Source organism: Nonomuraea sp. NEAU-A123, from assembly GCF_018603905.1.
Classification (GTDB): Bacteria; Actinomycetota; Actinomycetes; order Streptosporangiales; family Streptosporangiaceae; genus Nonomuraea.
Genome location: NZ_JAHFZZ010000020.1, coordinates 165,538 through 190,322, shown reverse-complemented (window position 1 = coordinate 190,322; position 24,785 = coordinate 165,538). Strand labels below are relative to the sequence as shown.

The following is a 24,785-nucleotide window of genomic DNA, read 5'->3' as shown; positions in this document are numbered from 1 at the left end:
CGATGGCCAGACACCCCTTCGGGAAAGCCGCCCGCGCGATACGCGCAGTGGCCGCCGGAACCGCAGGAACAGGTCTGGGACGCAACGACATGGCGAACCCCCTTCGATCCGCCGCGGCCCACACCCATCTTGCGCCTCAAACCCGTGATCAACCAGCCGAATCGGCCAACAGAGTCCTCCAGGGACACGGCCGCTGAGCCCGCACGGGGCCGGCCGCCGTGACGTGACGGTGAGACCGGCTAGGGGGGGCTAACCCCACCTGAGGACGGAAGTCCACCGCATTCTCCGCGGCCGGTGGAAAGGGCACTCTGGTTGGCATGGTTGCTGTGCCGTTGAGAGAGCGAGTGCCGTTGGGACCTCGGGGGCCTGTTGGCGTGGTCACGGATCCGGCCACCTGGCGGGCCGTGCCCTACATGCTGGTCAGTCTGGCCTTCGGGGTGGGCTGGTTCGTCGTGCTGGTCGTGGCGGTGCCGTTCTCCCTGATGCTGGTGATCTTCTGGGTGGGCATCCCGCTGGTGCTGCTGACCATGGTCGTGTGGCGTGGAGCGGCGATGCTGGAGCGGCGGGTGCTGCGGGCCGCGCTGGGCGTGCGGATCGCCGATCCCTACCGTGAGCGGCCCGAGCGCGGCATCGCAGCCCATATGGGCTGGTTGTTCAAGGACCCAGCGACCTGGAAGGACCTGGGCTATCTGTTATTGCTGTTCCCGTTGAGCCTGGTGGAGTTCGTCGTGTCCGTCGTGTCATGGGCGACGACTCTCATTCTGATCACCTCGTCCTTCTGGTACGCGACGGGGGAGGTGCTGCAGTTCGACGGTGTCCTGGTCATCGACAGTTGGCCGGGGGCAGTGCTCGGCACGATCTTCGGCTTCGGCATGCTGGCCGTGACCGCCTACGCCGTACGCGGGATGGCGTGGTTGCACGGGACGCTGGCCGTGGTGCTGCTCAGCGGGAGCGAGGAGGAGCGGCTGCGGGCCAGCAGGGCCAGGGGCATCGACGCGGCCGAGGCGGAGCGGCGCAGGATCGAACGCGACCTGCACGACGGCGCCCAGCAGCGGCTGCTGTCCGTCGCGGTGGACCTCGGGCGGGCGCAGGCCAAGCTCGACCACGCTCCGGAAGAGGCCAGGATGCTGATCGCCCAGGCGCATTCCGGCACGAAAGCCGCGATCGCCGAGCTGCGCGACCTGGCCAGGGGCATCCATCCGGCCATCCTGAGCGACCGTGGGCTCGACGCGGCGCTGTCCGGGCTGGCCGCCCGGGCGCCGGTGCACGTGGACGTCTCGGTCGAGCTCGGCGCGACCGACGAGCGGCCGCCCGCCGCGGTGGAGAGCATCGCCTACTTCATCGTGGCCGAGGCCCTGGCCAACATGGCCAAGCACTCGGCCGCCACCGAGGCGTCGGTACGCGTGGCCAGGGAGGACCGGCGGGTGCTCGTCGACGTGTGGGACAACGGCATAGGCGGCGCCCTCGTCAACGCGGGCGGCGGCCTGTCCGGGCTGGCCGACCGGGCGGCCACGATAGACGGCGTGCTCATCCTGCACAGCCCGGTCGGCGGTCCTACGCTCGTGCGCGCGGAGTTGCCTTGCGAGTGGTAGTCATTGCACATGCGCGTCGTCATCGCCGAGGATTCCGTACTGCTCCGCGAGGGGCTGGCCCGGCTGCTTGCCGACGGAGGCATCGAGACCGTCGCGACGGTCTCCGATGGGCCGTCTCTGGTGGCCGCGGTCAAGGAGTATGCGCCCGACCTGGCGATCGTCGATGTCCGGATGCCGCCGAGCCACACCGATGAGGGCCTGCGCGCCGCGCTGAAGGTCCGGGCGGCCCGGCCGGACTTCCCGATCCTGGTGCTGTCGCAGTACGTCGAGGAACGCTACGCGGGTGAGCTCATCGGCCCGGCCGTCGGTTATCTGCTGAAGGAGCGGGTGGCCGACGTGGCGGATTTCCTGGAGGCCGTGCGGCAGGTGGCGGCGGGCGGCACGGTCATCGACCCCGAGGTGGTGATGCAGCTCCTCAGCAGGCAGCGGCGTGGCGCCCCGCTCGACACGCTCTCCCGCCGCGAGCGCGAGGTGCTCGCGCTGATGGCCGAGGGCCGCTCCAACACCGCCATCGCCGCCCGGCTGGTCGTCACCGAAGGGGCCGTGGAGAAGCACATCTCCGGCATCTTCGGCAAGCTGGCCCTCGGACCGGCGCCCGAGGACCATCGGCGGGTGCTCGCCGTGCTCACCTATCTGGGACGTTGACTACCTGACGTCCACGAACTCCTGTGGCGACAGCGCGCTGCGGGTCTTGCTCGTGCCGGGCGCCTTGACGCGGAAGTAGCCGTCCTTCTTCACGGTGAAGGACTTGGCGTACTTACCGGTCGAGTTCGTCTTCGCGAAGCGCAGGAGCTTGTACGTACTGGTGCCCTTGACCTTGAAGTACACCTCTACCGTCTTCTTCGGGTACGCCTTGGAGCCTCGGTACACCTTGCCGGAGACCTTGACGGACGCGCCCTTCCGTACCTTGGCCGGGGCCTTGATCGTGACCCTGACCTTGGCCTTCTTCGAGGCGCCGCCTACCGGGGCGACGACCGTGAAGGAGCTGACGCCCTTGAGCGACTGACCGCCGCGGTTGGCGTAGACCTCCAGCGTCCAGTCGCCGGGAGGCGTGTCGTCGCTGAAGAAGGTGCTGCCGCGATAGTCGCCGTCGGAGCCGCGGTCCAGGTCGCCCAGGTCGAAGGACTCGTTGGACTCCTCGCTGATGAGCTTGGCGGAAACCGACCCCGCATCGGTCACCGAAGCCTTCACCGAGACCTTGACGTCCTTGCCCTTGATCAGTCGCACCGGGTTCGGAGTGACGCCGCCACTGGTGATGCCCTGCTTGCCGGAGACCTGGAGCACGAAGTCGTTGCTCCCGGTGCCGCCGTCGCGCGGGACCCTGACGTTCAGCCGCCAGTCGCCGGCGGGGTCGTCCTTGCCGATCCCGAACCTGCCGGTGATCACGGTCTCCGTGGCCCTGCTCGTCGCAGACGGCCTGAAGTCGAAGGACACGTCGCGTCCCGCCTTGCCGGGCGGTGTGATGCTGCCGGAGACGGCCGCCGTGACGGTCGCCGGGTCCTTCAGCCTGAGGGTGACGCTGACCTCGATGTCCTTGTCGACCGGGATGAACGCGTCCGACGTGGCAGCCCCGTTGAAATCGCTTCCGGCACTGGCCGCCCACGCGGCCGGGAGGTTCACGCATCCGAGGAGAAGCGCGGCCCCCGTGGCGGTCGCGAGTAGCGACCGCAGCCTCTTCTTCATCTGATCGCAGTCCTTATGGGGAAAAAGTAATGGTTTGTGCGCCGGAGCCTAATGTGACCTGAGTGACGGCGCTATAAGGATCCGGGAATGCCTGGTGGCCTGGGACGGTTACAGCATCTGGCACACTGGTAGCTGACCCGCAGCGGTTCCGGCTCCCGCCCGCGTTTGATCGCGACTTCTGGCGACCCGGCGACCGCACCTCGAAAGGACAGCAATGAAGCCCGACATCCACCCCGCGTACAACGTGACCCAGGTGACCTGCACCTGCGGCAACACGTTCACCACCCGTAGCACCGCCAAGAACGGCAGCATCCACGCTGATGTCTGCTCGGCCTGCCACCCGTTCTACACGGGCAAGCAGAAGATCCTGGACACCGGTGGCCGGGTCGCGCGCTTCGAGAAGCGCTTCGGCAAGAAGTCCTCGGGCAACTAGCTTCACCGACGCCGACCCGGACGCACTCACGTGCGCCGGGTCGGCGTTCTTGGTGAAGAGACCGTTACACCCCAGAAGAAGGACGCACGGTGAACCTCGACGAGTTGCTCAAGGAGTATTCCGAGCTGGAGCTGCAGCTCGCCGACCCCGCCGTGCACGCAGACCAGAACAAGGCCCGTACGCTCGGCAGGCGCTACCGGCAGCTGACCCCGATCGTGGGCACCTACCGGGAGCTCGTGTCGGCTCGCGACGACCTGTCCGCCGCCAAGGAGCTGGCGGGCGAGGACGAGGGGTTCGCCGCGGAGGCGGCCGAGATCGAGGAGCGCATCCCGCGCCTCGAAGAGCGGCTCCAGCACCTGCTGATCCCGCGTGATCCCAACGATGACAAAGACATCATCATGGAGATCAAGGCGGGCGAGGGCGGCGAGGAGTCCGCGCTGTTCGCCGGCGACCTGCTGCGGATGTACCTGCGGTACGCCGAGCGGCTCGGCTGGAAGACCGAGATCATCGACACCCAGCACTCCGACCTGGGCGGCTACAAGGACGTCACGGTCGCGATCAAGGCTAAGGGTGACGAGGGCGTGTGGTCCAGGCTCAAGTTCGAGGGCGGCGTACACCGTGTGCAGCGGGTGCCCGTCACCGAGTCGCAGGGCCGCATCCACACCAGCGCCGCGGGCGTGCTCATCTACCCCGAGGCGGAGGACGTCGAGGTCCAGATCGACCCCAACGAGCTGCGCATCGACGTCTACCGCTCCAGCGGTCCCGGCGGCCAGAGCGTCAACACCACCGACTCCGCGGTCCGCATCACCCACCTGCCCACGGGCACGGTGGTCTCCTGCCAGAACGAGAAGAGCCAGCTCCAGAACAAGGAGTCGGCCCTGCGCATCCTGCGCGCCCGGCTGCTGGCCATCGCCCAGGAGCAGGCAGAGGCCGCCGCGCAGGCCGAACGCAAGTCGCAGGTGCGCACCGTCGACCGTTCCGAGCGGATCCGCACCTACAACTTCCCGGAAAACCGCATCTCGGATCACCGCGTAGGCTTCAAGGCGTATAACCTCGACCAAGTTCTCGACGGCGAGCTCACCGCCGTCACCCAGGCCCTCATTGACGCCGAGATGGCGGAGAAGCTCGCACAACACTCATGACATTTCTGCTGGACGAAATCGCCCTCGCCACCGCACGGCTGGCCGAGGCAGGTGTGCCCTCACCTCGTACGGACGCGGAGGAGATCGCGGCATTCGTCCACGCCGTGCGCAGGAGCGAGCTGCACACGGTCAAGGACGCCGACTTCGACGCCCTCTTCTGGGAGGGCGTCGCAAGACGCGAGGCCCGCGAGCCGCTGCAGCACATCACCGGCCACGCCTACTTCCGCTACCTGGAGCTCGCGGTCGGGCCCGGCGTGTTCGTGCCGCGCCCCGAGACCGAGGTCATGGCCGGCTGGGCCATCGAGACGCTGCGCGCGATGGACGTCACCGCGCCTCTGGTCGTCGATCTCGGCACCGGCTCCGGCGCGATCGCGCTGTCGATCGCCCAGGAGGTCGCCCTCTCCGAGGTGCACGCCGTCGAGGTCGACCCCGACGCGTACGGCTGGGCCAAGCGCAACATCTCCGAACACGGTCAGGGCCGCACCCACCTGCACCCGGACGACCTGGCCGAAGCCCTGCCCGAGCTCAACGGCAAGGTCGACCTGGTCATCTCCAACCCGCCCTACATCCCGCCCGGCGCGATCCCGCGCGATCCCGAGGTGCGCGACTACGACCCCACGCGGGCCCTGTACGGCACCGGAGACGACGGGCTGGGCGAGGTACGCGCGGTCGAACGCACCGCGCGCCGCCTGCTGCGCCCTGGCGGCTGGGTGTCCGTCGAACACGCCGACGAGCAGGGCCGGGCCGTCTACCTGACGTTCCCTGAAGACAACGGCTGGCGCGACGTACGCCTGCGGCAGGATCTGACCCGCAGGGACCGCTTTGTGACAGCCAGACTCGGCCAGGACTAGGCCCCGGGCACCGCCTTGTGACGGCCAGATTCGGCCGGGACCAGAACCCGTAGGGACCGCCTTGTGACGGCCAGAGTCGGCCGGGACTAGGATGCACGCGAGCGGCGCGGCCTTCTCCTGACGACGCGAGAGGTAGCGAAGCGACCGAATGAGGAGGAAGGGGGAGGCCTCGCGAGCGCCGCTCGCCACCGAGCGGAGCGAGGCGATAAGACCGTGGGACAACGCTTTGACTGCACGGACCTGGAGCAGCGGGCCGAGGGCCTGACGGAGGCCGCCTCCGCCGTACGCCGCGGCGAGCTGGTGGTGCTGCCGACCGACACGGTGTACGGGATAGGCGCCGACGCCTTCACACCCGCGGCGATCACCGCCCTGCTCGAGGCCAAGGGCCGCGGCCGCGACATGCCGCCGCCCGTCCTGGTCGGCACCGTCCGGGCGGCCAACGCCCTGGTCGACGACCTGGGCCCGTACGGTCAGGACCTCATCGACGCGTTCTGGCCAGGACCGCTCACGCTGGTCTGCAAGGCCAACCGGGCGCTGTCCTGGGACCTGGGCGAGACCAAGGGCACGGTCGCGCTTCGGATGCCGCTCCACCCGGTCGCGCTCGACCTGCTGAAGGAGACGGGGCCGATGGCCGTCTCGAGCGCCAACCGCTCGGGTACGCCGGCCGCCGTCACGGCGGCGGAGGCCGAGGAGCAGCTCGGCGACTCGGTCGCGGTTTACCTCGACGGCGGCAAGACCACCGACAACACGCCTTCGACGATCCTCGACCTGACCACGGCCGTGCCGCGGATGCTGAGGCGGGGGGCGATCCCGGTGCAGAAACTACGCGGGATCATCGGCTACGTCGCCACGGACGACTGACCACCTGACCTGACCCGTCTCCTCGCCCAGCCGGGCTGACCACCTGGTTGGGCCGGCGTGTCTCCCCACCTGGCCCGCCCGCCGATCCAACTGGCACGGTCGACTGACTCTGTCCGCCCGAGCTGTTCGTCCGCCGGGTCGTCCGGTCGGCTCTTCCCGGCTGCCCGGTCCGTCCGCCCGCTCGTCGGGCTGTCAGTCCGTTCGGCCTGCCAACTGCCCTCTGTCCGATCCCGCCCGTTCGGTCCAGGGATCCGTTCGTACGGTCGGAGGGCCGGTGGGTTCGGCCCTGGGTGGGTGGATGACGTATACCGTCTGCTTATCCCGGCTGCGGGGACGCTGGCAGGCACTTACGGTGAAGTCCGGAGCGGCGCGACGTCCGGGAGTGACCCATGGGCAAGTTCGACGGGATGGATCCCAAGCTGGTCCGTGACCTGCTGGCCGAGGTGAAACACGCTGTCACGCAGATGCGGTCGGTTGAGGGGCGTGTCGGGCAGGTCATGAGCGGGGCCGGTCTGGCCACCCAGACCACCCACCGGCCGGTACAGGTGGCCGATGCCGCTGAGGTGATGGTCCGCGACGTGACGGCCCGGCTCGGACTTCTGGAGAAGAAGGCCGACCATCCGCGGGTGGGGGATCAGAGCAAGGACGCCGCGCCGACGATGGGCGGTGACGCGAAGGACGACGACCAGCCCAAGGAGGACCGCGGGGACGAGCGGTCCAAGTACGAGAACCCGCGGGCAGACGACGGTACCCCTTCCGACGACTCCAAACCGGACGCCAAGACGGGTGAGGACAAGCCCGATGTGAAGACCGGCGACGATAAGCCGGACGCGAAGACTGACGACAAGCCGGGCGAGGACAAACCGGATGTCAAGACCGGTGAGGACAAGCCCGATGTGAAGACCGGCGACGATAAGCCAGATGCGAAGACCGACGACAAGCCGGACGCGAAGACCGACGATAAGCCGGACGCCAAGACGGGCGACGATAAGCCGGACGCGAAGACCGGTGAGGACAAGCCCGACGCCAAGGGCTGCGATGATGACAAGCCGGACGCGAAGACCGGGGAAGACAAGCCCGACGCCAAGACGGGCGAGGACACACCGGACGTCGAGAACGTCACGCCTGACACTGACAGCGGCGACGAGCCCAAGGACGACGACATCGCCAGCAGGCGCGATCGCGGGGCCGACTCCGACAGCGGGATCATCGACACTCCGGCCAAGGACCACCCCAACGACTCCGACCCGCACAAACCGCAGGTCCTCGTGGTTGACGGCGTCAAGGTGCTCCAGGTGCCCATCGATCCGCCCACGGCCGAGGCGTTGCGGGATCTGCTCGACAACCTCGACAAAGCCCAGCCCGCCGACATGCCCTCGCCGACCGACGCCGCACCCTCGAACGGTACGGATGCCGCGTCCACGAACGGTATGGACGTCCCGTCCACGAACGGTACGGACGTCAACGCCGGGGCCAACGACGGCAGCGACGTGGTGTCCGTCGACGCGAAGTCGCTGAGCCCGGACGCGCTGTCGACGGTGGTGGACCACGCGCGCGACATCCAGCCGATCGATATGCCGACCGTGGAGGTACCGCCGGGGGAGTATGGCAAGGGCGAATGGGCGGCCATGCACATCAGTCCCGACGGCCAGGCGGGAACGATCGACCCTGGCAGCGTCCCCTCCGCCCACACCCCATCCACCGGGGACTCCGCGACCGGCACCCCGTCCGTACAGGACATCTCAGGCTCGACCGCCGACACAGCCGCGACGGCGGACACGCCTTCGACCATGACCGACACGCCTTCGGACACGACCGATACCGGCGGTTGCCAGGCGACGGACACGGGGACGCGCTCATCCGGCGACGCGGCGGTGGTCAAGCCGACTGATCCTCCGGGGCAGCAGGTTCCGGATAACGGGACTGGTCGTGTGGCGCCGACCGATCCGCCGATACAGCAGGTTCCCGACAACGGGACGGGGCACGTCACCCCGACCGAGCCATCAGGGCAGCGGGCTGCGGATGCCTCGACGCCCACCGTAGGTGAGCCGGTGGTGGTGGGGCCCACTGCGCCGTCGGTGGAGCAAGGTGGGGCAGCCACGCCGCCTGCCTCCGACGCCGCGACGCCGCCGGTTGCCGACGCCTCCACCCGGCCGCCCCACGCTACGACCGTCTACGCGGCGGCCGGGGTCGATGCCGCTGCGTGGGGCGGTGACGGTGGTGACGTTGTCTCCGTTGATGCCAAGTCCCTGGACTCCGACGCGCTCCGGACTCTGGTCCAACACCACCGTGACGTTCAGCCGCTCGACATGCCGAGTGTGGAGGTCCCGCCGGGTGAGTACGGCGAGGGACAGTGGGCGCTCAGAGACATCCAGCCTGATGGGCCGCCCGGCACGGTCGAGCCGGGGACCCACGAGAGGAGCGTGTGATGTACGTGGACCCGCCCGCCCCTCAACCCCGCCAGCCGGGCGAGAACCCGCCTCTCAACGGCAACGGCAACCCCCTGGAAGCCCAGCCAAGGGCCTGGGAGTTCAACGCCGAGTACCAGCGCCTGGTCACCGCCTGGCAGACCGTCCTACCCCTGCTGGAGGGCCTCACAACGGCCCTTGACAAGGCGTACCAGCTGGCCAGGAGCCCCCAGACGTGGGACGCGCCCGTGGGGACGCGCTACGTCGAGGACATCGGGGCGTGGCGGTCCAGGCTCGCCCTGTACCGCCAGGCCGTCCTGACGTCGATCAGTGAGGAGGCCGCCGACACGCCGCGCTGGGTGCCCAGCGCGATCGGCGCCCCCCACGCGTTCTCCTGACAGCCGCCAGCGACGGACGCCAGCGACGGGCGACGGGCGACGGGCAACGGCGACGGGCGACGGCGACGGACGGCAGAGGGTGCGAAACGTGCGGTCTGTCGTCCCACGGACGCGTGTCTGAAAGCTCTAGAAGCGCCAGGAAGATGGGAAAAACGGACAAATAGCCGTACAGTGGAGCAATGGGTGTACCGCCCTACTATGGCCCCGACTTCGGCCGGCTCCAGCGGCAAGATCCCGAGCTGGCTCAAGTGCTGCTCGACGAGCTGGACCGGGTCCGTGGCGCCCTCCAGCTGATCGCGAGCGAGAACCTCACCTCCCCAGCCGTTCTGGCCGCCCTCGGCTCCACCCTCACCAACAAGTACGCCGAGGGCTACCCGGGCAATCGCTACTACGGCGGCTGCGAGGTCGTCGACCGGGCGGAGCGGCTGGCGATCGAGCGGGCGGGCCGGCTGTTCGGCGCCGATCACGCCAACGTGCAGCCCCACTCGGGCGCCTCCGCGAACCTGGCGGCGTACGCGGCGCTGCTGCAGCCCGGCGACACCATGCTGGCCATGGACCTGTTGCACGGCGGCCACCTCACTCACGGCTCGAAGGTGAACTTCTCCGGAAGATGGTTCGACGTCGTGTCGTACGGCGTGCGACGTGACACCGAACTCATCGACTACGACGAGGTCCGGGACCTGGCGCTGCGGCACCGGCCGAAGGTCATCGTCTGCGGCGCCACCTCCTACGCCCGGCTGATCGACTTCGCCGTCTTCCGCGGGATTTCCGATGAGGTGGGCGCCTGGCTGCTCGCCGACGTGGCGCATCCGATCGGGCTGATGGCGGGTGGCGCCATCCCGTCCGCCGTGCCGTACGCGGACGTGGTCACGTACACGACGCACAAGGCACTGCGCGGACCGCGCGGCGGCGGGATCCTGTGTACGGCCGAGCTCGCCGCGCGGATCGACCGGGCGGTGTACCCGTTCATCCAGAGCGGCCCGCACATGCACGCCGTGGCGGCCAAGGCGGTGGCGTTCGGCGAGGCGTTGCGGCCCGAGTTCGGTGAGTACGCCAAGCAGGTGATCGCCAACGCGCAGGCCCTGTGCGACTCGCTGGCGGCCGAGGGGATGCGGCCGGTGTCGGGCGGTACGGACACGCATCTGATGCTCATTGACCTGCGCGAACTGGGCGTCTCGGGCGCCGAGGCGGAGCGGCGGTGCGCCGCGGCGGGGATTACGCTCAACCGCAACGTGATCCCGTATGATCCGGAGACTCCGGCCGTAACGTCGGGGATACGCGTCGGCACCCCGTGCCTCACCACACAGGGCATGGGGCCCCAGGAGTTGAAAGAAGTGGGGACGCTGGTCGTGCAGGCCGTGCGCCATCCGGGCACCGCGACCGAGGTCAGGGAGCGGGTGTCGGTCCTGTTGGCGGCCTTCCAACCGTATGACAGCGAATATTAAGAGCGAATATTAAGCTGGTGTGTGTCGATTTCCGGTCACAGTCGGTCGGAGCATCCAGGAAACTAGGTCCGTGCGCGAATACCTGTTCATGGCGCTCATTGCGGCAGCGGTGACGTATCTGCTCGTCCCGCTGGTGCGCCGCTTCGCCATCCGCATCGGCGCCGTGCCCGAGGTCCGTGACCGCGACGTGCACACCACGCCGACGCCGAGACTGGGCGGTCTGGCCATGTACGGCGGGCTGGTCGTCGGGCTGCTGGTGGCCAGCGAGCTGACCAACACCGGCAAGGTGCTGAACGACGCCGAAGGCGACCCGGTGATGGCGTTGATCATCGCGGGCGGCATCATCACGTTGACGGGGTTCCTCGACGACTGGTGGGGCATGGACGCCTTCATCAAGCTGGCCGGCCAGATCGCGGCCGCCGGCGTGCTCGTGTGGTTCGGCCTGCGCCTCACCTACATCCCGCTGCCGAAGGACTGGGGCGGCTCCACCAGCCTCGACTACACACTGAGCACCATCATCACGATCATGGTCGTGGTGGTGGCGATCAACGCGGTCAACTTCGTCGACGGCCTCGACGGCCTGGCGGCGGGGATCGTCTGCATCGCGAGCATGGCCACGTGGGCCTACTCGATCTTCCTCAAACAGAGCATCAGCGGCGACCGCATCGCGACCACGGCGGCCATCGCCGCCATCCTCATCGGCACCTGCCTGGGCTTCCTGCCGCACAACTTCCACCCCGCGAAGATCTTCATGGGCGACACCGGGGCGATGCTCATCGGGCTCGTGCTCGCCTCCTCGATCGTCACCGTGACGCCGGTCGACCCTTCGGTCATCGAGGGCATGAACCGGGTGGGGGTGCTGCTGCCGCTGCTGGTGCCCGCCGCGGTGCTGGTGCTTCCGCTCATGGACCTGATCACCGCCGTCGTGCGGCGCACCTCGCACGGCATGTCGCCGTTCGCGCCCGACCGCGGCCACCTGCACCATCGCCTGCTCGACATCGGCCACTCCCACCGCCGCACCGTGCTGATCATGTACGCGTGGACGTTCCTGTTCGCGTTCGGCATCGTCGCGCTGTCCACCATCGGCGTGCCCATCCTGCTGTTCCCGGTGGTCATCCTGCTCGCCCTGGGCGTGCTGGTGCTGATGGCCGCGCCGCGGTGGCGGGGCAGGGGCGGCCTCCACTCCCGCGGCAAGTCCGACGATGACGGCCCGCCCACCGGGCCCATGCCGCCGATCCTGCCGCAGACCGAGGTCAGGCCGCAGGTCCCGCCGCCCGGCGGCCCGTCGCAGGAACGCGCGAGTGCCACGGGGAAACCGGTCATTCCGGCAGTTCCGGGTCGTTCATGATCGCGAACTAGAAACGGCAGGTAAAAGCGGTCTTCCGTGAGCTTGTGATATCTTTCACGAGCAGGGGCCCCCGATGCACCGGCTTTGGGGGTAGCAAACGCTCGCTTGATAACATGCTTACTGGAGCACCGATGCAGGCCAACGACGTGCGCGTACTCAAAAGTGCCGCGATCCCCACCCTTGCGGTTGGGGTGGTCGCCGTGGTCGTGGCCCTGCTCCTGTCGGGAGCGAAGGGAGCGCTGGGCGCCGCCATCGGCACTCTGCTCGTCGGTGTCTTCTTCAGCATCAGCGTGGTGGCGGTCTCTTACGCCGCTCGAGTCTCTCCACAACTGATGGCCATCGCCGCGATGGGGAGCTATCTCGTCAAAGTCGTCGTCATCATGCTGATGCTGGCGGCCTTCGGCGACACCACGGCGTGGAATTCCAAGGCTTTCGCCTGGTCCGTCGTGGTAGGGACGCTCGTCTGGACGGCCGCCGAGGTGCGGGCGTTCATCAAGACAAAGATGCTTTATGTCGACCCCGAAGCCAAGGTCCCCGGGAACGGTGGCGCATGAGGCTGGTAAAAGGATGGGGTCCGATATGACTAGTCCTCTACTTGCCTGCTATCGTCGGCCCCGCGATGAGCGAACAGGAACGCCGACCGGAAGACGACGGTCAGGACTTCGCCAACGCCGCATGGTCGATCCCCAGCTATCTGCTCGCCGGGATGGCGATCTATGGCGGTGGCGGCTGGTTGCTGGACCGTTGGCTCGACACGTCCGCGTTCTTCCCTATAGGCGTCGTCCTGGGGATCGTGCTGTCCGTCTACCTGGTCTACCGCAAGTACGGTCGCTAGCCGCACGGCGCGACCACTTCGCTGAGGAAACCCTTGTGATCCGCTACGACGTTGAAGGGAACGCCGCGTGAGTGCGCTGACGGTCCTCGCCGACGATCAGTTCAAGGCTCCGTCGCCTGATGAACTGTTCACTTTCACCCCCATCATTCCCGGGGTCGACTGGTTCACGAAGCCGGTTCTTCTCGCGCTCCTCAGCTCGGTCGTCGTGATCGGGTTCTGCTGGGCGGCCTTCGCCAACCCGAAGGTCGTGCCACGGGGAGTCCAGAACGTCGCCGAGTACGGCTACATGTTCGTCCGCGACCAGGTCGCCCGGCCCTTCCTGGGCAAGGACGCCGACCGGTGGATGGGCCTGTTGCTGACGCTGTTCTTCCTGGTGTTCCTGTGGAACATCATGGGCGTCATCCCGATACTCCAGTTCCCGGTGGCCTCGCACATCGCCTTCCCGGCCGTGCTGGCGATCTCGATCTACGTGCTCAAGGTCTACCTGGGTGTCAAGCACCAGGGGGCGGTCGGTTACTTCAAGAACATGATGTTCCCGCCGGGACTGCCCAAGCCGATCTACATCCTGCTGTCGCCGATCGAGTTCCTGTCGAACATGATCATCGCGCCGTTCACGCACGCGGTGCGACTGTTCGCCAACATGTTCGCCGGCCACATGCTCCTCGCGTTCTTCAGCATGGTGGGCTTCTGGTTCCTGTTCGAGAAGCTGACCCCGCTGGGCGCCACGGTCGGCGTCATCGGCGTGGTCATGACCATCATCTTCACCGCCTTCGAGATATTCATCCAGTTCCTGCAGGCGTTCCTGTTCGCCATGCTGGCGTCGATGTACATCGGCGGCGCACTTCACGCAGAGCACTGAGAACCATCCATACCGGAATATCCATGACCGGTGGAGACACCGCTTCACCGGCCGTCCAGTAAAGGAATACAGCAATGAGCGTTCTCGCTGAGGTCTCCGGCAACGTCACCGCCATCGGTTACGGTCTCGCCGCCATCGGCCCCGGCATCGGCGTCGGCATCATCTTCGGTCAGGGCGTGCAGGCCATCGCGCGCCAGCCCGAGGCCTACGGCCTGATCCGCCAGAACATGCTCCTCGGCTTCGTCCTCACCGAGGCCCTCGCCCTGCTCGGTCTGGTCGCGCCGTTCATCTTCCAGGCGCTCTGACCAGAAGAATCCCTGACGAAAGGCTGCATCCATGACTATGGCAGCTACGATCCTCGCCGCGGAGGAGGGGTCCAATCCCCTCATCCCGCACACATTCGAGCTCGTCGTCGGTATCTTCTCGTTCTTCGTCGTCCTCTTTTTCGTCGGTAGGCTGCTCGTCCCCCGGATCCAGAAGACGCTGGCCGAGCGGACTGACGCTATCGAAGGCGGCATAAAGAGAGCGGAAGAAGCTCAGGCCGAGGCACTGAACCTGCAGAAGCAGTACCGCGACCAACTGGCCGAGGCCAGGCACGAAGCGGCTCGTCTCCGTGAGGAAGCTCGCGAGCAGGCCGCGCAGATCAGGGCCGAACTCCGCGAGGACGCGCAGGCCGAGGCCCGCCGTCTCGTCGAGGCGGCCCACGCGCAGATCGAGGCGGACCGGCAGGCGGCCTTCGCCCAGCTCCGTACCGAGATCGGCCGTCTGTCGACCGACCTGGCCAGCCGCATCGTCGGCGAGTCCCTGGAGGACGAGGCCCGGCAGAGTCGTGTTGTCGACCGGTTCCTCGACGAGTTGGAGAGCTCGGACGCGCAGGCGGTGCGGTGAGTGACCACATGAGAGGTCTCAGCAAGAACTCTCTCGCCGTGGTCGAGGAGCGGTTCAACGCCGCGGCGGGCTCGGCGGACCTGGGCCGGTTGGCCGAGGACCTCAACTCGATCGCCGATCTGCTGGACCGTGAGCACGGACTGCGCCGGGCCCTGTCGGACCCGGCCAGGCCGGCCGCTCAGAAGGCTCAGGTCGTCCGGGGTCTGCTCGGCGGCAAGGTCGCCGAGGCCGCGATCGCCACGGCTGAGGCGGCGGTCGAGGCCAAGTGGTCGCGCGCCGGTGACCTGGCCGACGTGCTCGAGCGGCTCGGCGTCATCGCCGCAGCCGCGGAGGCCGAGGCGCAGGGCACGCTGGACGACGTGGAGGACGAGCTCTTCCGCTTCGGCCGGATCGTCGCCGCCAACCCCGAGCTCCGCCGTGCCCTCACCGACCAGAGCGCTCCCGAGGAGGGCAAGCGGCAGTTGCTGCGGGACCTGCTCGGCAGCCGGGTCGCTCCCACCAGCCTGCGTCTCATCACGCAATTGGTCGTGCACCCTCGTGGACGTAGCCTGGAGGCAGGTCTGGAGGAGCTCGGCCGGTTGGTCGCACAGCAGCGCCAGCGCCTCGTGGCGACGGTGCGTAGTGCGGTCGAGCTGACCGAGGAGCAGAAGCGGCGCATCACGACGTGGCTGCGCACCTCCTACGGTCGCGACGTGCACATCAACGTCGAAGTGGATCCCCGAGTGCTCGGTGGTTTCTCGGTCCGCATCGGCGACGAGATCATCGACACCACCATTGTGGGACGAATCGAAGAAGTCCGCCGCCGGTTGGCCGGCTAGGGCGATAGAGGAGACAGAGAAGAGATGGCGGAGCTTACGATCCGGCCGGACGAGATCCGGGACGCGCTTGAGCGCTTCGTCCAGGCGTACGAACCGGAAGGCGCCGCGCGCGAGGAGATCGGGACCGTCGTCGACTGTGGCGACGGCATCGCCCATGTCTCCGGCCTTCCCTCGGCGATGGCGAACGAGCTGCTCGAGTTCGAGGACGGCACGCGCGGCCTGGCACTCAACCTCGACACCCGCGAGATCGGTGTCGTGGTCCTGGGCGACTTCAGCAGCATCGAGGAGGGCCAGACGGTCCGCCGGACGGGCGAGGTCCTGTCCGTGCCCGTCGGCGACAACTTCCTCGGCCGCGTGGTCGACCCCCTCGGCAACCCGCTCGACGGCAAGGGCGCCATCGAGTCCGAGGGCCTGCGCGCCCTCGAACTCCAGGCCCCGTCGGTCGTCCAGCGGCAGCCGGTGAAGCAGCCGCTGCAGACCGGCATCAAGGCGATCGACGCCATGACGCCGATCGGCCGTGGCCAGCGCCAGCTGATCATCGGTGACCGTGGCACCGGCAAGACCGCGATCGCCGTGGACACCATCATCAACCAGCGCGACAACTGGGCCTCCGGTGACCCGGAGAAGCAGGTGCGCTGCGTCTACGTCGCGGTCGGCCAGAAGGGCTCGACGATCGCCCAGGTGCGGGCTCGCCTTGAGGAGGCGGGCGCGCTCGAGTACACCACGATCGTCGCCGCTCCGGCGTCCGACCCCGCGGGCTACAAGTACATTTCGCCCTACACCGGTTCCGCCATCGGGCAGCACTGGATGTACCAGGGCAAGCACGTTCTCATCGTCTTCGACGACCTGACCAAGCAGGCCGACGCCTACCGCGCGGTCTCGCTGCTGCTGCGCCGCCCGCCGGGCCGTGAGGCCTTCCCGGGCGACGTCTTCTACCTCCACTCCCGCCTGCTGGAGCGCTGCGCCAAGCTCTCCGACGACATGGGCGCGGGGTCGATGACCGGCCTGCCGATCATCGAGACCAAGGGCAACGACGTCTCGGCGTTCATCCCGACCAACGTCATCTCCATCACCGACGGGCAGTGCTTCCTGGAGACCGACTACTTCAACGCCGGTATCCGCCCCGCCATCAACGTCGGTGTCTCGGTCTCGCGAGTCGGTGGCTCGGCGCAGATCAAGGCGATGCGGAAGGTCGCGGGCACGCTGCGGCTGTCGCTGTCGCAGTATCGCGACCTGGAGGCCTTCGCGGCCTTCGCCTCCGACCTCGACGCGGCGTCCAAGGCTCAGCTGGAGCGCGGTCAGCGACTGACCGAGCTGCTCAAGCAGGCTCAATACTCGCCGTTCTCAGTCGAGCGCGAGGTCGTGTCGGTCTGGGCGGGCACCACCGGCGAGCTCGACGAGGTGCCGGTCGAGGACATCCGGCGCTTCGAGTCGGAGTTCCTCGACTACCTGCAGACCAGCCACAAGGGTGTCTTCGACAGCATCCGTGAGACCAAGGATCTGCTGGACGACACGGTGACCACCCTCAAGGACGCCGTCACGGAGTTCAAGAAGGGCTTCACCACCTTCTCCGGTGAGCTGCTGGTCAAGGATGAGCCGGTCGCGCCGCTCGAAGAGGGAGAGGTCGGCCAGGAGAAGATCCGTAAGGTCGTCCGCCCGGCGGAGAAGAAGTAGCCCATGGGTGCCCAGCTAAGGCTGCTGCGACGGCGGATCAAGTCGGTCAAGTCGACCGCCAAGATCACCCGTGCCCAGGAGCTCATCGCCTCTTCGCGGATCGTGAAGGCGCAGATGCGGATGCAGGCGGCGCTGCCGTACGAGCGTGAGATCACTCGCGCCGTCACCGGCGTCGTCAGCAACGCGTCGAGCGTCGACCATCCGCTGACCGTGGCGAAGGAGAACCCCACCAAGGCGGGCGTGCTCATCGTCACCAGCGACAGCGGGTTCTGTGGCGGCTTCAACGCCAACGTCCTGCGCGAGGCCGAGGCCCTGCGCGGACTGCTGAAGAGCCGCGGCCTGGACGCCATCCCGTTCGTCACCGGCCGTAAGGGTGTCACCTGGCACTCCTTCCGTAACCGGACGATGGGCGGGCAGTGGGTCGGCTTCTCCAGGAAGCCCGCCTACGGTGACGCCAAGGAGATCGCCGAGCTGCTGATCGAGTCGTTCAAGGACGAGAACGGGATCGACGAGATCCACATCGTCTCGACCGAGTTCGTCTCGATGCTCACGCAGAACGTCGTGGTCAAGCGCATCCTGCCGCTGGAGGTCGAGGAGACCGAGGCGAGCGAGAGCGACGTGATCCCTCCTTACTTCGAGTTCGAGCCCACCGCGGCCGACGTGCTCGAGTCGCTGCTGCCGCGCTACGTGGAGTCCCGCATCTTCACGGCGCTGCTGGAGTCGGCGGCTTCAGAGGAGGCCGCGCGTCGCCGCGCGATGAAGTCCGCCACGGACAACGCCAACGAGCTGATCCGCGTGTTCACCATGCAGATGAACCAGGCTCGTCAGGCCGAGATCACCCAGGAAATCAGCGAGATCGTCGGTGGCGCCAACGCGCTCGCTGACGCCGCAGCGGGGAAAGAGTGAAATGACTGCAGAGGCTGTTGAGACCGTAGAGACCCCCGCGGCCGGTGTCGGCCGCGTGGCTCGGGTCACAGGGCCCGTCGTCGACGTGGAGTTCCCCGTCGAGGCGATGCCCGACATCTACAACGCGCTGAACCTCGAGGTGACCCTCGGGGAGGACACCAAGCTGCTGACCCTCGAGGTCGCCCAGCACCTCGGTGACAACATCGTCCGGGCCATCTCCATGCAGCCCACCGACGGTGTGGTCCGCGGTGCGGCCGTCACCGACACCGGCGTGCCGATCTCGGTGCCCGTCGGCGACGTCGTCAAGGGTCACGTCTGGAACACGCTTGGCGAGGCGCTGGACGTGCCGACCGCTTCTCTCAAGATCAACGAGAAGTGGGGCATCCACCGGCCGTCGCCGGCGTTCGACCAGCTCGAGTCGCGCACCGAGATGCTCGTCACGGGCATCAAGGTCATCGACCTGCTCATGCCGTACGTGCAGGGTGGGAAGATCGGCCTGTTCGGCGGCGCGGGTGTGGGCAAGACCGTCCTCATCCAGGAGATGATCCGCCGGGTCGCCCGTAACTTCGGTGGCACCTCGGTGTTCGCCGGTGTCGGCGAGCGCACCCGTGAGGGCAACGACCTCTGGCTGGAGATGGAGGAGGCGGACGTCCTCAAGGACACCGCGCTCGTCTTCGGCCAGATGGACGAGCCGCCGGGCACCCGTCTGCGGGTCGCCCTGTCGGCTCTGACCATGGCCGAATACTTCCGCGATGTGCAGAAGCAGGACGTGTTGCTCTTCATCGACAACATCTTCCGCTTCACGCAGGCCGGTTCCGAGGTGTCCACGCTCCTCGGCCGCATGCCGTCGGCGGTGGGTTACCAGCCCACGCTGGCCGACGAGATGGGTGTGCTCCAGGAGCGCATCACCTCGACGCGCGGTCACTCGATCACCTCGATGCAGGCGATCTACGTGCCCGCCGACGACATCACCGACCCGGCGCCGCACAACGCGTTCGCGCACCTCGACGCGCAGACCGTGCTCTCGCGGCCGATCTCGGAGAAGGGCATCTACCCCGCGGTGGACCCGCTCGACTCCAGCTCCCGCATCCTCGACCCGCAGATCGTGGGCGAGGAGCACTACGCGGTGGCCCAGGAGACCAAGCGGATCCTGCAGAAGTACCGTGAGCTCCAGGACATCATCGCCATCCTCGGCATCGACGAGCTGTCGGAAGAGGACAAGGTCATCGTTCAGCGGGCCCGCCGTATCGAGCGGTTCCTGTCGCACCCGATGTACGCCGCCGAGGCGTTCACCGGCCAGCCCGGCGAGAACGTCCCGCTGGACGAGACCATCGCGTCCTTCAAGGGCCTCTGCGCGGGTGAGTACGACCACCTGCCCGAGCAGGCGTTCTTCATGGTCGGCGGCATCGACCAGGCCATCGCCAAGGCCAAGGAACTCGAGCGCTGATCGCCCGTAGTGGGGGCATTGCGCGAGCCGTGCCCCCACTCCTGTCCGGAAAGGAGCCTACGTGGCGAAGCTAAGAGTAGGCGTTGTCTCGCCCGAGCGTGAGATCTGGTCGGGCGAGGCCGACATGGTGATTGCCAAGACCGTGGACGGCGAGATCGGTATTATGCCGCAACACGCACCTGTGCTCGGCGTCCTCGTCGAGGGCGGCGTGCTGCGCGTGAAGCGGGAGGGCAAGGGCGACCTGGTCGCGGCGGTGCACGGTGGGTTCATCTCCGTGGCCGACGACGAGGTGTCCGTGCTCGCCGAGGTGGCCGAGCTCGGTTCCGAGGTCGACGTCGCGGCTGCCCGTGACGCTCTCGAACGGGCGCAGGCCTCGATCGAGGCCGATCAGGAAGACGCCGACGCGGCCATCGAGGCCAAGCGCGCCAAGGCCCGGTTGCGTGCGGCCGGCGAAGAGGTCTAGTTCTTTGATGCGGATTTGAGGCAAGGGGGCGGCTTGGTAGCGACGGTTCTCATCTGTGTGCTGCTGGTCGCCGTCCTGGTGGCGTTGCGCGGGCTCATACTGGCGCGCTCCCGAGGGAGCGTGCCCTGCCGCCTGCGGGTGGGCGACCAGGGCTGGCAGCGCGGGGTAGCCCGCTACGCCGACGGAGAGCTCCATTGGATCCCGCTCATAGGTGTGCTTCTCAGGCCCCGCCACGCGATCGCGAGGCGGGGCCTTGTCGTTTCCTCCCGGCGCGAGCTGGACAGCGGGTTCTACGCGGTGGACTTTTCCGGCACCACGCGCGACCTCTCGCTGGCGATGAGCGCCGACGCCCTGACCGGCTTCCTCGCCTGGCTCGAGTCCGCGCCGCCGAGCGCGTATCTGGACGTCGCCTAGCGGGTGCCGCCCGGCTTCCAGAGGATCTCGTCACCCGCGTGCGCGACCCGGCACAGGATGAACAGCAGGTCTGACAGGCGGTTGAGGTATTGGGCCGTCAGCGGGTTCATGTCCTCGTGCGTCCGCAGAGCCGCCCACGTCGTACGTTCGGCGCGCCGGACCGTGACCCTCGCCAGGTGCAGCGCGGCTATAGCCGGGTCACCGCCGGGGAGGATGAAGCTGCGCAGCGGCTTGAGCTGCTCATTGAACTCATCGCACCTCGCCTCCAGCCAGTCGATGTAGGACGGTTCGACCCTGAGCGGCGGGAACTCCGGATTGTCCGTGACCGGCGTCGCCAGGTCGGCGCCCACGTCGAAGAGCTCGTTCTGGATGCGGATCAGCACCGCCGTCAGCTCCGCCGGCAGCGTGCCGTGCGACAGGGCCAGGCCCAGGTGCGCGTTCGCCTCCTCCACGTCCGCGTAGGCCGCCAGGCGCGAGTCGGTCTTGGAGGCGCGGCTCATGTCGCTCAGAGCGGTGGTGCCGTCGTCGCCGGTGCGGGTGTAGATGCGGGAGAGGACGACCGGCTTGTCCTTGTCGGCGCGCGTCATGGGGCCAGCGTAATGACAAAAGTCATCCAGAACGGACGCGGGGCGCATACCGCGCCGGTGATTTCCTCGACTACCAGGGCGAATCGCTACCCGCGAGGATGGATCCATGATGAAGGAGAGGATCTGATGCTCGAGATCAGCGAACTGCGCAAGCGCTTCGCCGGTGGGCCGGACGCACCGGAGGGCAAGGTGGCCCTCGACGGGATCAGCTTCGTCGTACGGCCGGGCGAGATGTTCGGATTCGTCGGCGCGAACGGCGCCGGCAAGACGACCACCATGCGGATCGTCATGGGCGTGCTGCAGCCCGACGCGGGCTCGGTGAGCTGGCAGAGCAGAGCGCTGGAGTACGCCGACCGGCGGCGGTTCGGCTACATGCCCGAGGAGCGGGGGCTGTACCAGAAGATGCGCGTCGCCGACCAGGTGGAGTACTTCGGCCGGCTGCACGGGATGGACGTCGCGGCGGCCAGGGCGGCGACCGGCGACCTGCTGGAGCGGCTGGGGCTGACCGAGCGCAGGGGTGACGCGGTCGAGGCGCTGTCGCTGGGCAACCAGCAGCGTGTGCAGCTCGCCGTGGCGCTGGTGCACGACCCCGAGGTGCTGGTGCTCGACGAGCCGTTCTCCGGGCTCGACCCGATCGCGGTCGACGCGCTGGCCACGGTGTTGCAGGAGCGCTGCCGCGGCGGCGTACCGGTGATCTTCTCCAGCCATCAGCTGGAGCTGGTGGAGCGGCTGTGCGACTCGGTCGGCATCGTGTCGGCGGGCCGGATGGTGGCCAGCGGCACGGTCGGCGACCTGCGGGCGGTGGAGGGCCGTACGCTCCGCGTCGTGGTGCGCGACCCGGCGCCAGGATGGGCCGACGGCCTGCCCGGCACCGTCACCGTCACCGGCGACCGGCACGTGCTGCTCGCCACCGACGGTGACGATCAGGAGATCCTGCGCCGCGCCATGAAGGCCGGGCAGGTCGAGCACTTCGGCACCGAGCAGCCAACCCTTACCGAGATCTTCAAGGAGGCCGTGGCGTGAACGGCGGCATGAGCAGTGTGATGCTGGTGGCGCGGCGTGAGATCGCCACCCATATCCGGACGAAGGCCTTCCTGCTGGGCCTGCTCATCACCGCGGTGCTGGTGGGCGGGGTGGCGTTCGCGCCGAAGGTTTTCGACCGCCCAGACTCGTACAAAATAGGCACCGTGCACTCCCAGCAACTGCCGCTGAAGGCGGCGGCGCCGGAAGCGGAGTTCGAGTGGCGCGCGTTCCCCGACGAGGCGGCGGCCAAGAAGGCGGTGCTCGACGGCGACGTGGACGCGGCGCTGATCGACAACACCAAGGTCCTCACTGACGGCGAGATCGAGTCCGAGCTCGGCGTGCTGCTGCAGAGCACCTCCAGGGAGCTCAAGCTGGGCGCCGCGGGCGTGCAGGTTCAGCCGCTCCAGATGGTGTCCGTGGGCGCCGACACCCGCTACCAGGCCGCGAGGACCGGGATCGCCGTGGTGCTGGTCGTCGTGCTCTTCATGCTGATCATCGGACAGGTCATGATGGTCGCCATGGGCGTGGTGGAGGAGAAGGGCAGCCGGATCGTGGAGATCCTGCTCACCTCGGTCCGGCCGTGGCAGCTGCTCGCCGGCAAGATCATCGGTCTGGGTGCGCTCGGCCTGATCAACCTGGTCACGATCCTCGTGGTCGGCGTGTCGGCCTCGGTCGTCTCGGGCGTCGCGGTGGACTTCCCGCCGGGCCTGCCGGGCATCGTGGCGGGGGTGCTGGTCTGGTTCGTCCTCGGCTACGCCTTCTTCGCCACGCTCGCGGCCGCGCTCAGCTCGCTGGTCTCCCGGCAGGAGGAGGTGGGCAACGTGATGTCCCCGTTGACCATGCTGATGATGGTGACCTACTTCGGGGCCTTCTACGTCACCTCCGACCCCACCGGCCCGCTGGCCAGGGTCGTCTCGCTCGTGCCGCCGTTCTCCTCGATGGTCATGCCGGTGCGGATGGCCGCCGCCGACGTGCCGTTCTGGGAGGTCGGGCTGTCCATGGTGCTGATGGTGCTGGCCGTGCTCGGCGTGCTGTCCTTCGGCGCGAAGGTGTACGAGCGGGCCGTGCTGCGTACCGGGGCCAGGGTCAAGCTCCGCGACGTGTTGCGTGTGAAATAGGTGGACACGATCAAGCGGGCACGACGCATCTCTCTGTGCGTACTGAACGTGGGCGTCGTGATGATGTGGTTCGTCGTCGTCGTGACGATTCTCGGCACCGCCGCCAACGGCGCGGCCTCGTGGCTGCGCATCGCGCCCGCTCTGATCGCCATCATCGTCTTCACCTGGTTCTTCCTGCGCATCTCCCGCGCTGTCCTCGACCGTCGCTATCCCAAAAGAGAGGTCGCGGCGGCCGGCGCTCTCGCCTTGTTCGCCGCTGCTCTGGGCGGAGCCGATCCGCTCGGGTGGGGCTTCGCACTGCTGGCGTGGGTGTCCGTGGCGACGGTCGGTGTCCGCGCGTGGACGGCCGTGGGCCTGGCCGCGGGGACGTTCGCGACCGGCACCGGGCTGGGCGCCATCGCGGTCCTCACCGGACAGGGCCTGCTGTCGATCCCGGTTCCGGACGACGGCGGGGCGATCGTCTTCATAGGATTCACCTACGCGGTGATGTGCGCCGTGCTGCCGCCGGGCAACCGGTTCTGGGCGTGGATCTACACGCTCGCCGTACAGGCTCACGAAGGCAGGGCGGCGCACACCCAGCTCGCGGTCGCGGAGGAGCGGCTGCGCTTCGCCAGGGACCTGCACGATCTCGTGGGGCACCAGCTCTCGGCCATCGCGGTCAAGACCGAGCTGGCCGTACGGCTGTCGGACGCCGACACCGTCGCCGCGAAGGCGGAGATGGTCGAGGTGAACGGGCTGACCAGGACGGCGCTGCGGGAGCTGCGCCAGGCCGTGCGCGGCTACCGCGAGCTCGACCTGAACGCGGAGCTGGACAGCGTGAAAGGCGTGCTCGAAGCGGCCGGCATCCGCTGCGAACTGCAACTGCCCTACCGTGAGCCGCCGGGCGGGGTGGCGCCCGCGTTCGCCTACGCCGTCCGCGAGGCGGCGACGAACGTGCTCAAGCACAGCACGGCCTCGTTCTGCGAGATCACGCTCCGCTTCACCGACGAGGAGGCGGAGCTGCTGGTGCGCAACGACGGAGTGGTCCGCCGCCAGGTCTCTGACCTGGGCAGCGGCCTGACGGGCATGGGGGAGCGGCTGGCGAGCGTCGGCGGCAAGGTCACGGCGCGTCCCACGGGCGATGGAGAGTTCCTTCTGCGGGCGGTTGTGTCACTCCCGATCTGTGGGTAGTGGAGGAGTGCCGGGTCTATCCCGGCAAGCACCCTGCGAAAGGGTACGACTACGCCGCGTGAGACATGGGGCGTGACTTGAGGAGGTGGCATGCGCGTCCGGGGCGATCCAAGGGCCCAGGTGGTGCGGATCGGAGCGAGACTCGACGCCGGGACGTCGGCGCGGGTGCGGACGCGTCTGCACGACGCGGTCGACTCCGGTGAGGGAGACCTGATCCTCGACCTCTCCAAGCTGGAGATGATCGACGCCACCGGCCTCGGAGTGCTCGTGGGCACGCATCGGCGCGCGATCAGCGTGGAACGCCGCCTCGTTCTTCGGGGGGTGCCGCCGCGGATCATGCGGATCCTGGCGGTGACCCGGCTGAATCGGGTTCTGCCGGTGGAGGCTTCGGAAGTCGCGGTGGCCTGAAGCGGTGGCCGGCG

The 24,785-nt window shown here is 68.1% G+C and carries 27 protein-coding genes; 25 read left to right on the top strand and 2 right to left on the bottom strand.

What is annotated here, in order from left to right:
* Nucleotides 1-374: 374 nt before the first annotated feature.
* Both KLK06_RS44225 and KLK06_RS44220 read left to right on the top strand, forming a co-directional pair.
* Nucleotides 375-1,592, top strand: coding sequence for a sensor domain-containing protein (locus KLK06_RS44225; protein WP_308168720.1), 1,218 nt, complete (start codon nt 375-377; stop codon nt 1,590-1,592).
* A gap of 9 nt (nt 1,593-1,601) precedes the next feature.
* Nucleotides 1,602-2,237: a response regulator transcription factor gene (locus KLK06_RS44220; protein WP_214641713.1), complete on the top strand. Its 636-nt coding sequence runs from the start codon at nt 1,602-1,604 to the stop codon at nt 2,235-2,237.
* Here the strand turns inward: KLK06_RS44220 and KLK06_RS44215 are convergent, their stop codons facing one another.
* The gene (locus tag KLK06_RS44215) at nt 2,238-3,275 is read right to left on the bottom strand and encodes a hypothetical protein (protein WP_214641712.1); all 1,038 of its coding nucleotides are present in this window, start codon (nt 3,273-3,275) and stop codon (nt 2,238-2,240) included.
* A gap of 214 nt (nt 3,276-3,489) precedes the next feature.
* Here KLK06_RS44215 and rpmE point away from each other — a divergent pair, with 214 nt between their 5' ends.
* The 19 genes from rpmE (at nt 3,490) to KLK06_RS44120 (ending at nt 20,465) form a co-directional block, all read left to right on the top strand.
* On the top strand, nt 3,490-3,708 hold the full coding sequence (rpmE, locus tag KLK06_RS44210) for a 50S ribosomal protein L31 (RefSeq protein ID WP_214641711.1): 219 nt from the start codon (nt 3,490-3,492) through the stop codon (nt 3,706-3,708).
* An 89-nt stretch (nt 3,709-3,797) separates the two neighbouring features.
* Nucleotides 3,798-4,850, top strand: coding sequence for a peptide chain release factor 1 (gene prfA, locus KLK06_RS44205; protein WP_214641710.1), 1,053 nt, complete (start codon nt 3,798-3,800; stop codon nt 4,848-4,850).
* Nucleotides 4,847-5,701 carry a peptide chain release factor N(5)-glutamine methyltransferase gene (gene prmC / locus KLK06_RS44200; protein WP_214641709.1) on the top strand — a complete coding sequence of 285 codons (855 nt, stop codon included), beginning with the start codon at nt 4,847-4,849 and terminating at the stop codon, nt 5,699-5,701. The genes prfA and prmC overlap by 4 nt, the downstream gene beginning before the upstream one ends.
* A gap of 213 nt (nt 5,702-5,914) precedes the next feature.
* Nucleotides 5,915-6,562, top strand: coding sequence for an L-threonylcarbamoyladenylate synthase (locus KLK06_RS44195; protein ID WP_214641708.1), 648 nt, complete (start codon nt 5,915-5,917; stop codon nt 6,560-6,562).
* A gap of 389 nt (nt 6,563-6,951) precedes the next feature.
* Entirely contained in the window at nt 6,952-8,991 is a 2,040-nt protein-coding gene (locus KLK06_RS44190) for a hypothetical protein (protein ID WP_214641707.1), read from the top strand.
* Nucleotides 8,991-9,368: a hypothetical protein gene (locus KLK06_RS44185; RefSeq protein ID WP_214641706.1), complete on the top strand. Its 378-nt coding sequence runs from the start codon at nt 8,991-8,993 to the stop codon at nt 9,366-9,368. Before KLK06_RS44190 ends, KLK06_RS44185 begins: the two co-directional genes overlap by 1 nt.
* Before the next feature lie 179 nt (nt 9,369-9,547).
* A complete protein-coding gene (gene glyA, locus KLK06_RS44180; protein WP_214641705.1) occupies nt 9,548-10,813 on the top strand; it encodes a serine hydroxymethyltransferase in 1,266 nt (421 codons plus the stop codon).
* Nucleotides 10,814-10,883: 70 nt separating this feature from the next.
* The gene (locus tag KLK06_RS44175; RefSeq protein ID WP_214641704.1) at nt 10,884-12,161 is read left to right on the top strand and encodes a glycosyltransferase family 4 protein; all 1,278 of its coding nucleotides are present in this window, start codon (nt 10,884-10,886) and stop codon (nt 12,159-12,161) included.
* 131 nt (nt 12,162-12,292) lie between these two features.
* Nucleotides 12,293-12,715, top strand: coding sequence for a hypothetical protein (locus KLK06_RS44170; protein WP_214641703.1), 423 nt, complete (start codon nt 12,293-12,295; stop codon nt 12,713-12,715).
* Between the two features lie 65 nt (nt 12,716-12,780).
* The gene (locus KLK06_RS44165) at nt 12,781-12,996 is read left to right on the top strand and encodes an AtpZ/AtpI family protein (RefSeq protein WP_214641702.1); all 216 of its coding nucleotides are present in this window, start codon (nt 12,781-12,783) and stop codon (nt 12,994-12,996) included.
* 67 nt (nt 12,997-13,063) lie between these two features.
* Nucleotides 13,064-13,855: a F0F1 ATP synthase subunit A gene (gene atpB / locus KLK06_RS44160; protein WP_214641701.1), complete on the top strand. Its 792-nt coding sequence runs from the start codon at nt 13,064-13,066 to the stop codon at nt 13,853-13,855.
* A 74-nt stretch (nt 13,856-13,929) separates the two neighbouring features.
* Nucleotides 13,930-14,160 (top strand): ATP synthase F0 subunit C, encoded by a 231-nt coding sequence (gene atpE, locus KLK06_RS44155; RefSeq protein WP_185071369.1) that lies wholly within the window; start codon nt 13,930-13,932, stop codon nt 14,158-14,160.
* A gap of 31 nt (nt 14,161-14,191) precedes the next feature.
* The gene (locus KLK06_RS44150; protein WP_214641700.1) at nt 14,192-14,743 is read left to right on the top strand and encodes a F0F1 ATP synthase subunit B; all 552 of its coding nucleotides are present in this window, start codon (nt 14,192-14,194) and stop codon (nt 14,741-14,743) included.
* An 8-nt stretch (nt 14,744-14,751) separates the two neighbouring features.
* Entirely contained in the window at nt 14,752-15,561 is an 810-nt protein-coding gene (locus KLK06_RS44145) for a F0F1 ATP synthase subunit delta (protein WP_214641699.1), read from the top strand.
* 24 nt (nt 15,562-15,585) lie between these two features.
* Nucleotides 15,586-17,235: a F0F1 ATP synthase subunit alpha gene (gene atpA, locus KLK06_RS44140; protein ID WP_214641698.1), complete on the top strand. Its 1,650-nt coding sequence runs from the start codon at nt 15,586-15,588 to the stop codon at nt 17,233-17,235.
* Nucleotides 17,236-17,238: 3 nt separating this feature from the next.
* Nucleotides 17,239-18,141, top strand: coding sequence for a F0F1 ATP synthase subunit gamma (locus KLK06_RS44135; protein ID WP_214641697.1), 903 nt, complete (start codon nt 17,239-17,241; stop codon nt 18,139-18,141).
* A gap of 1 nt (nt 18,142) precedes the next feature.
* The gene (gene atpD, locus KLK06_RS44130; RefSeq protein ID WP_214641696.1) at nt 18,143-19,588 is read left to right on the top strand and encodes a F0F1 ATP synthase subunit beta; all 1,446 of its coding nucleotides are present in this window, start codon (nt 18,143-18,145) and stop codon (nt 19,586-19,588) included.
* Between the two features lie 61 nt (nt 19,589-19,649).
* Complete coding sequence (locus KLK06_RS44125) at nt 19,650-20,051, top strand: F0F1 ATP synthase subunit epsilon (RefSeq protein WP_214641695.1); 402 nt, start codon at nt 19,650-19,652, stop codon at nt 20,049-20,051.
* Nucleotides 20,052-20,084: 33 nt separating this feature from the next.
* Nucleotides 20,085-20,465 (top strand): DUF2550 domain-containing protein, encoded by a 381-nt coding sequence (locus KLK06_RS44120; RefSeq protein WP_214641694.1) that lies wholly within the window; start codon nt 20,085-20,087, stop codon nt 20,463-20,465.
* On the opposite strand, the gene KLK06_RS44115 is transcribed toward KLK06_RS44120, so the two are convergent.
* The gene (locus KLK06_RS44115; protein ID WP_214641693.1) at nt 20,462-21,052 is read right to left on the bottom strand and encodes a cob(I)yrinic acid a,c-diamide adenosyltransferase; all 591 of its coding nucleotides are present in this window, start codon (nt 21,050-21,052) and stop codon (nt 20,462-20,464) included. The genes KLK06_RS44120 and KLK06_RS44115 overlap by 4 nt on opposite strands.
* A gap of 126 nt (nt 21,053-21,178) precedes the next feature.
* On the opposite strand from KLK06_RS44115, the gene KLK06_RS44110 reads away from it, so the two are divergent.
* The 4 genes from KLK06_RS44110 to KLK06_RS44095 all read left to right on the top strand — a co-directional run bounded on the left by KLK06_RS44110 (nt 21,179) and on the right by KLK06_RS44095 (nt 24,771).
* Entirely contained in the window at nt 21,179-22,075 is an 897-nt protein-coding gene (locus KLK06_RS44110; RefSeq protein ID WP_214641692.1) for an ABC transporter ATP-binding protein, read from the top strand.
* Nucleotides 22,072-23,193 (top strand): ABC transporter permease, encoded by a 1,122-nt coding sequence (locus KLK06_RS44105; RefSeq protein WP_308168719.1) that lies wholly within the window; start codon nt 22,072-22,074, stop codon nt 23,191-23,193. The genes KLK06_RS44110 and KLK06_RS44105 overlap by 4 nt, the downstream gene beginning before the upstream one ends.
* Nucleotides 23,194-24,363 carry a histidine kinase gene (locus KLK06_RS62670; protein WP_214641691.1) on the top strand — a complete coding sequence of 390 codons (1,170 nt, stop codon included), beginning with the start codon at nt 23,194-23,196 and terminating at the stop codon, nt 24,361-24,363.
* Between the two features lie 90 nt (nt 24,364-24,453).
* Nucleotides 24,454-24,771, top strand: a complete 318-nt coding sequence (locus tag KLK06_RS44095) for an STAS domain-containing protein (RefSeq protein WP_214641690.1) — start codon at nt 24,454-24,456, stop codon at nt 24,769-24,771.
* Nucleotides 24,772-24,785: the final 14 nt, after the last annotated feature.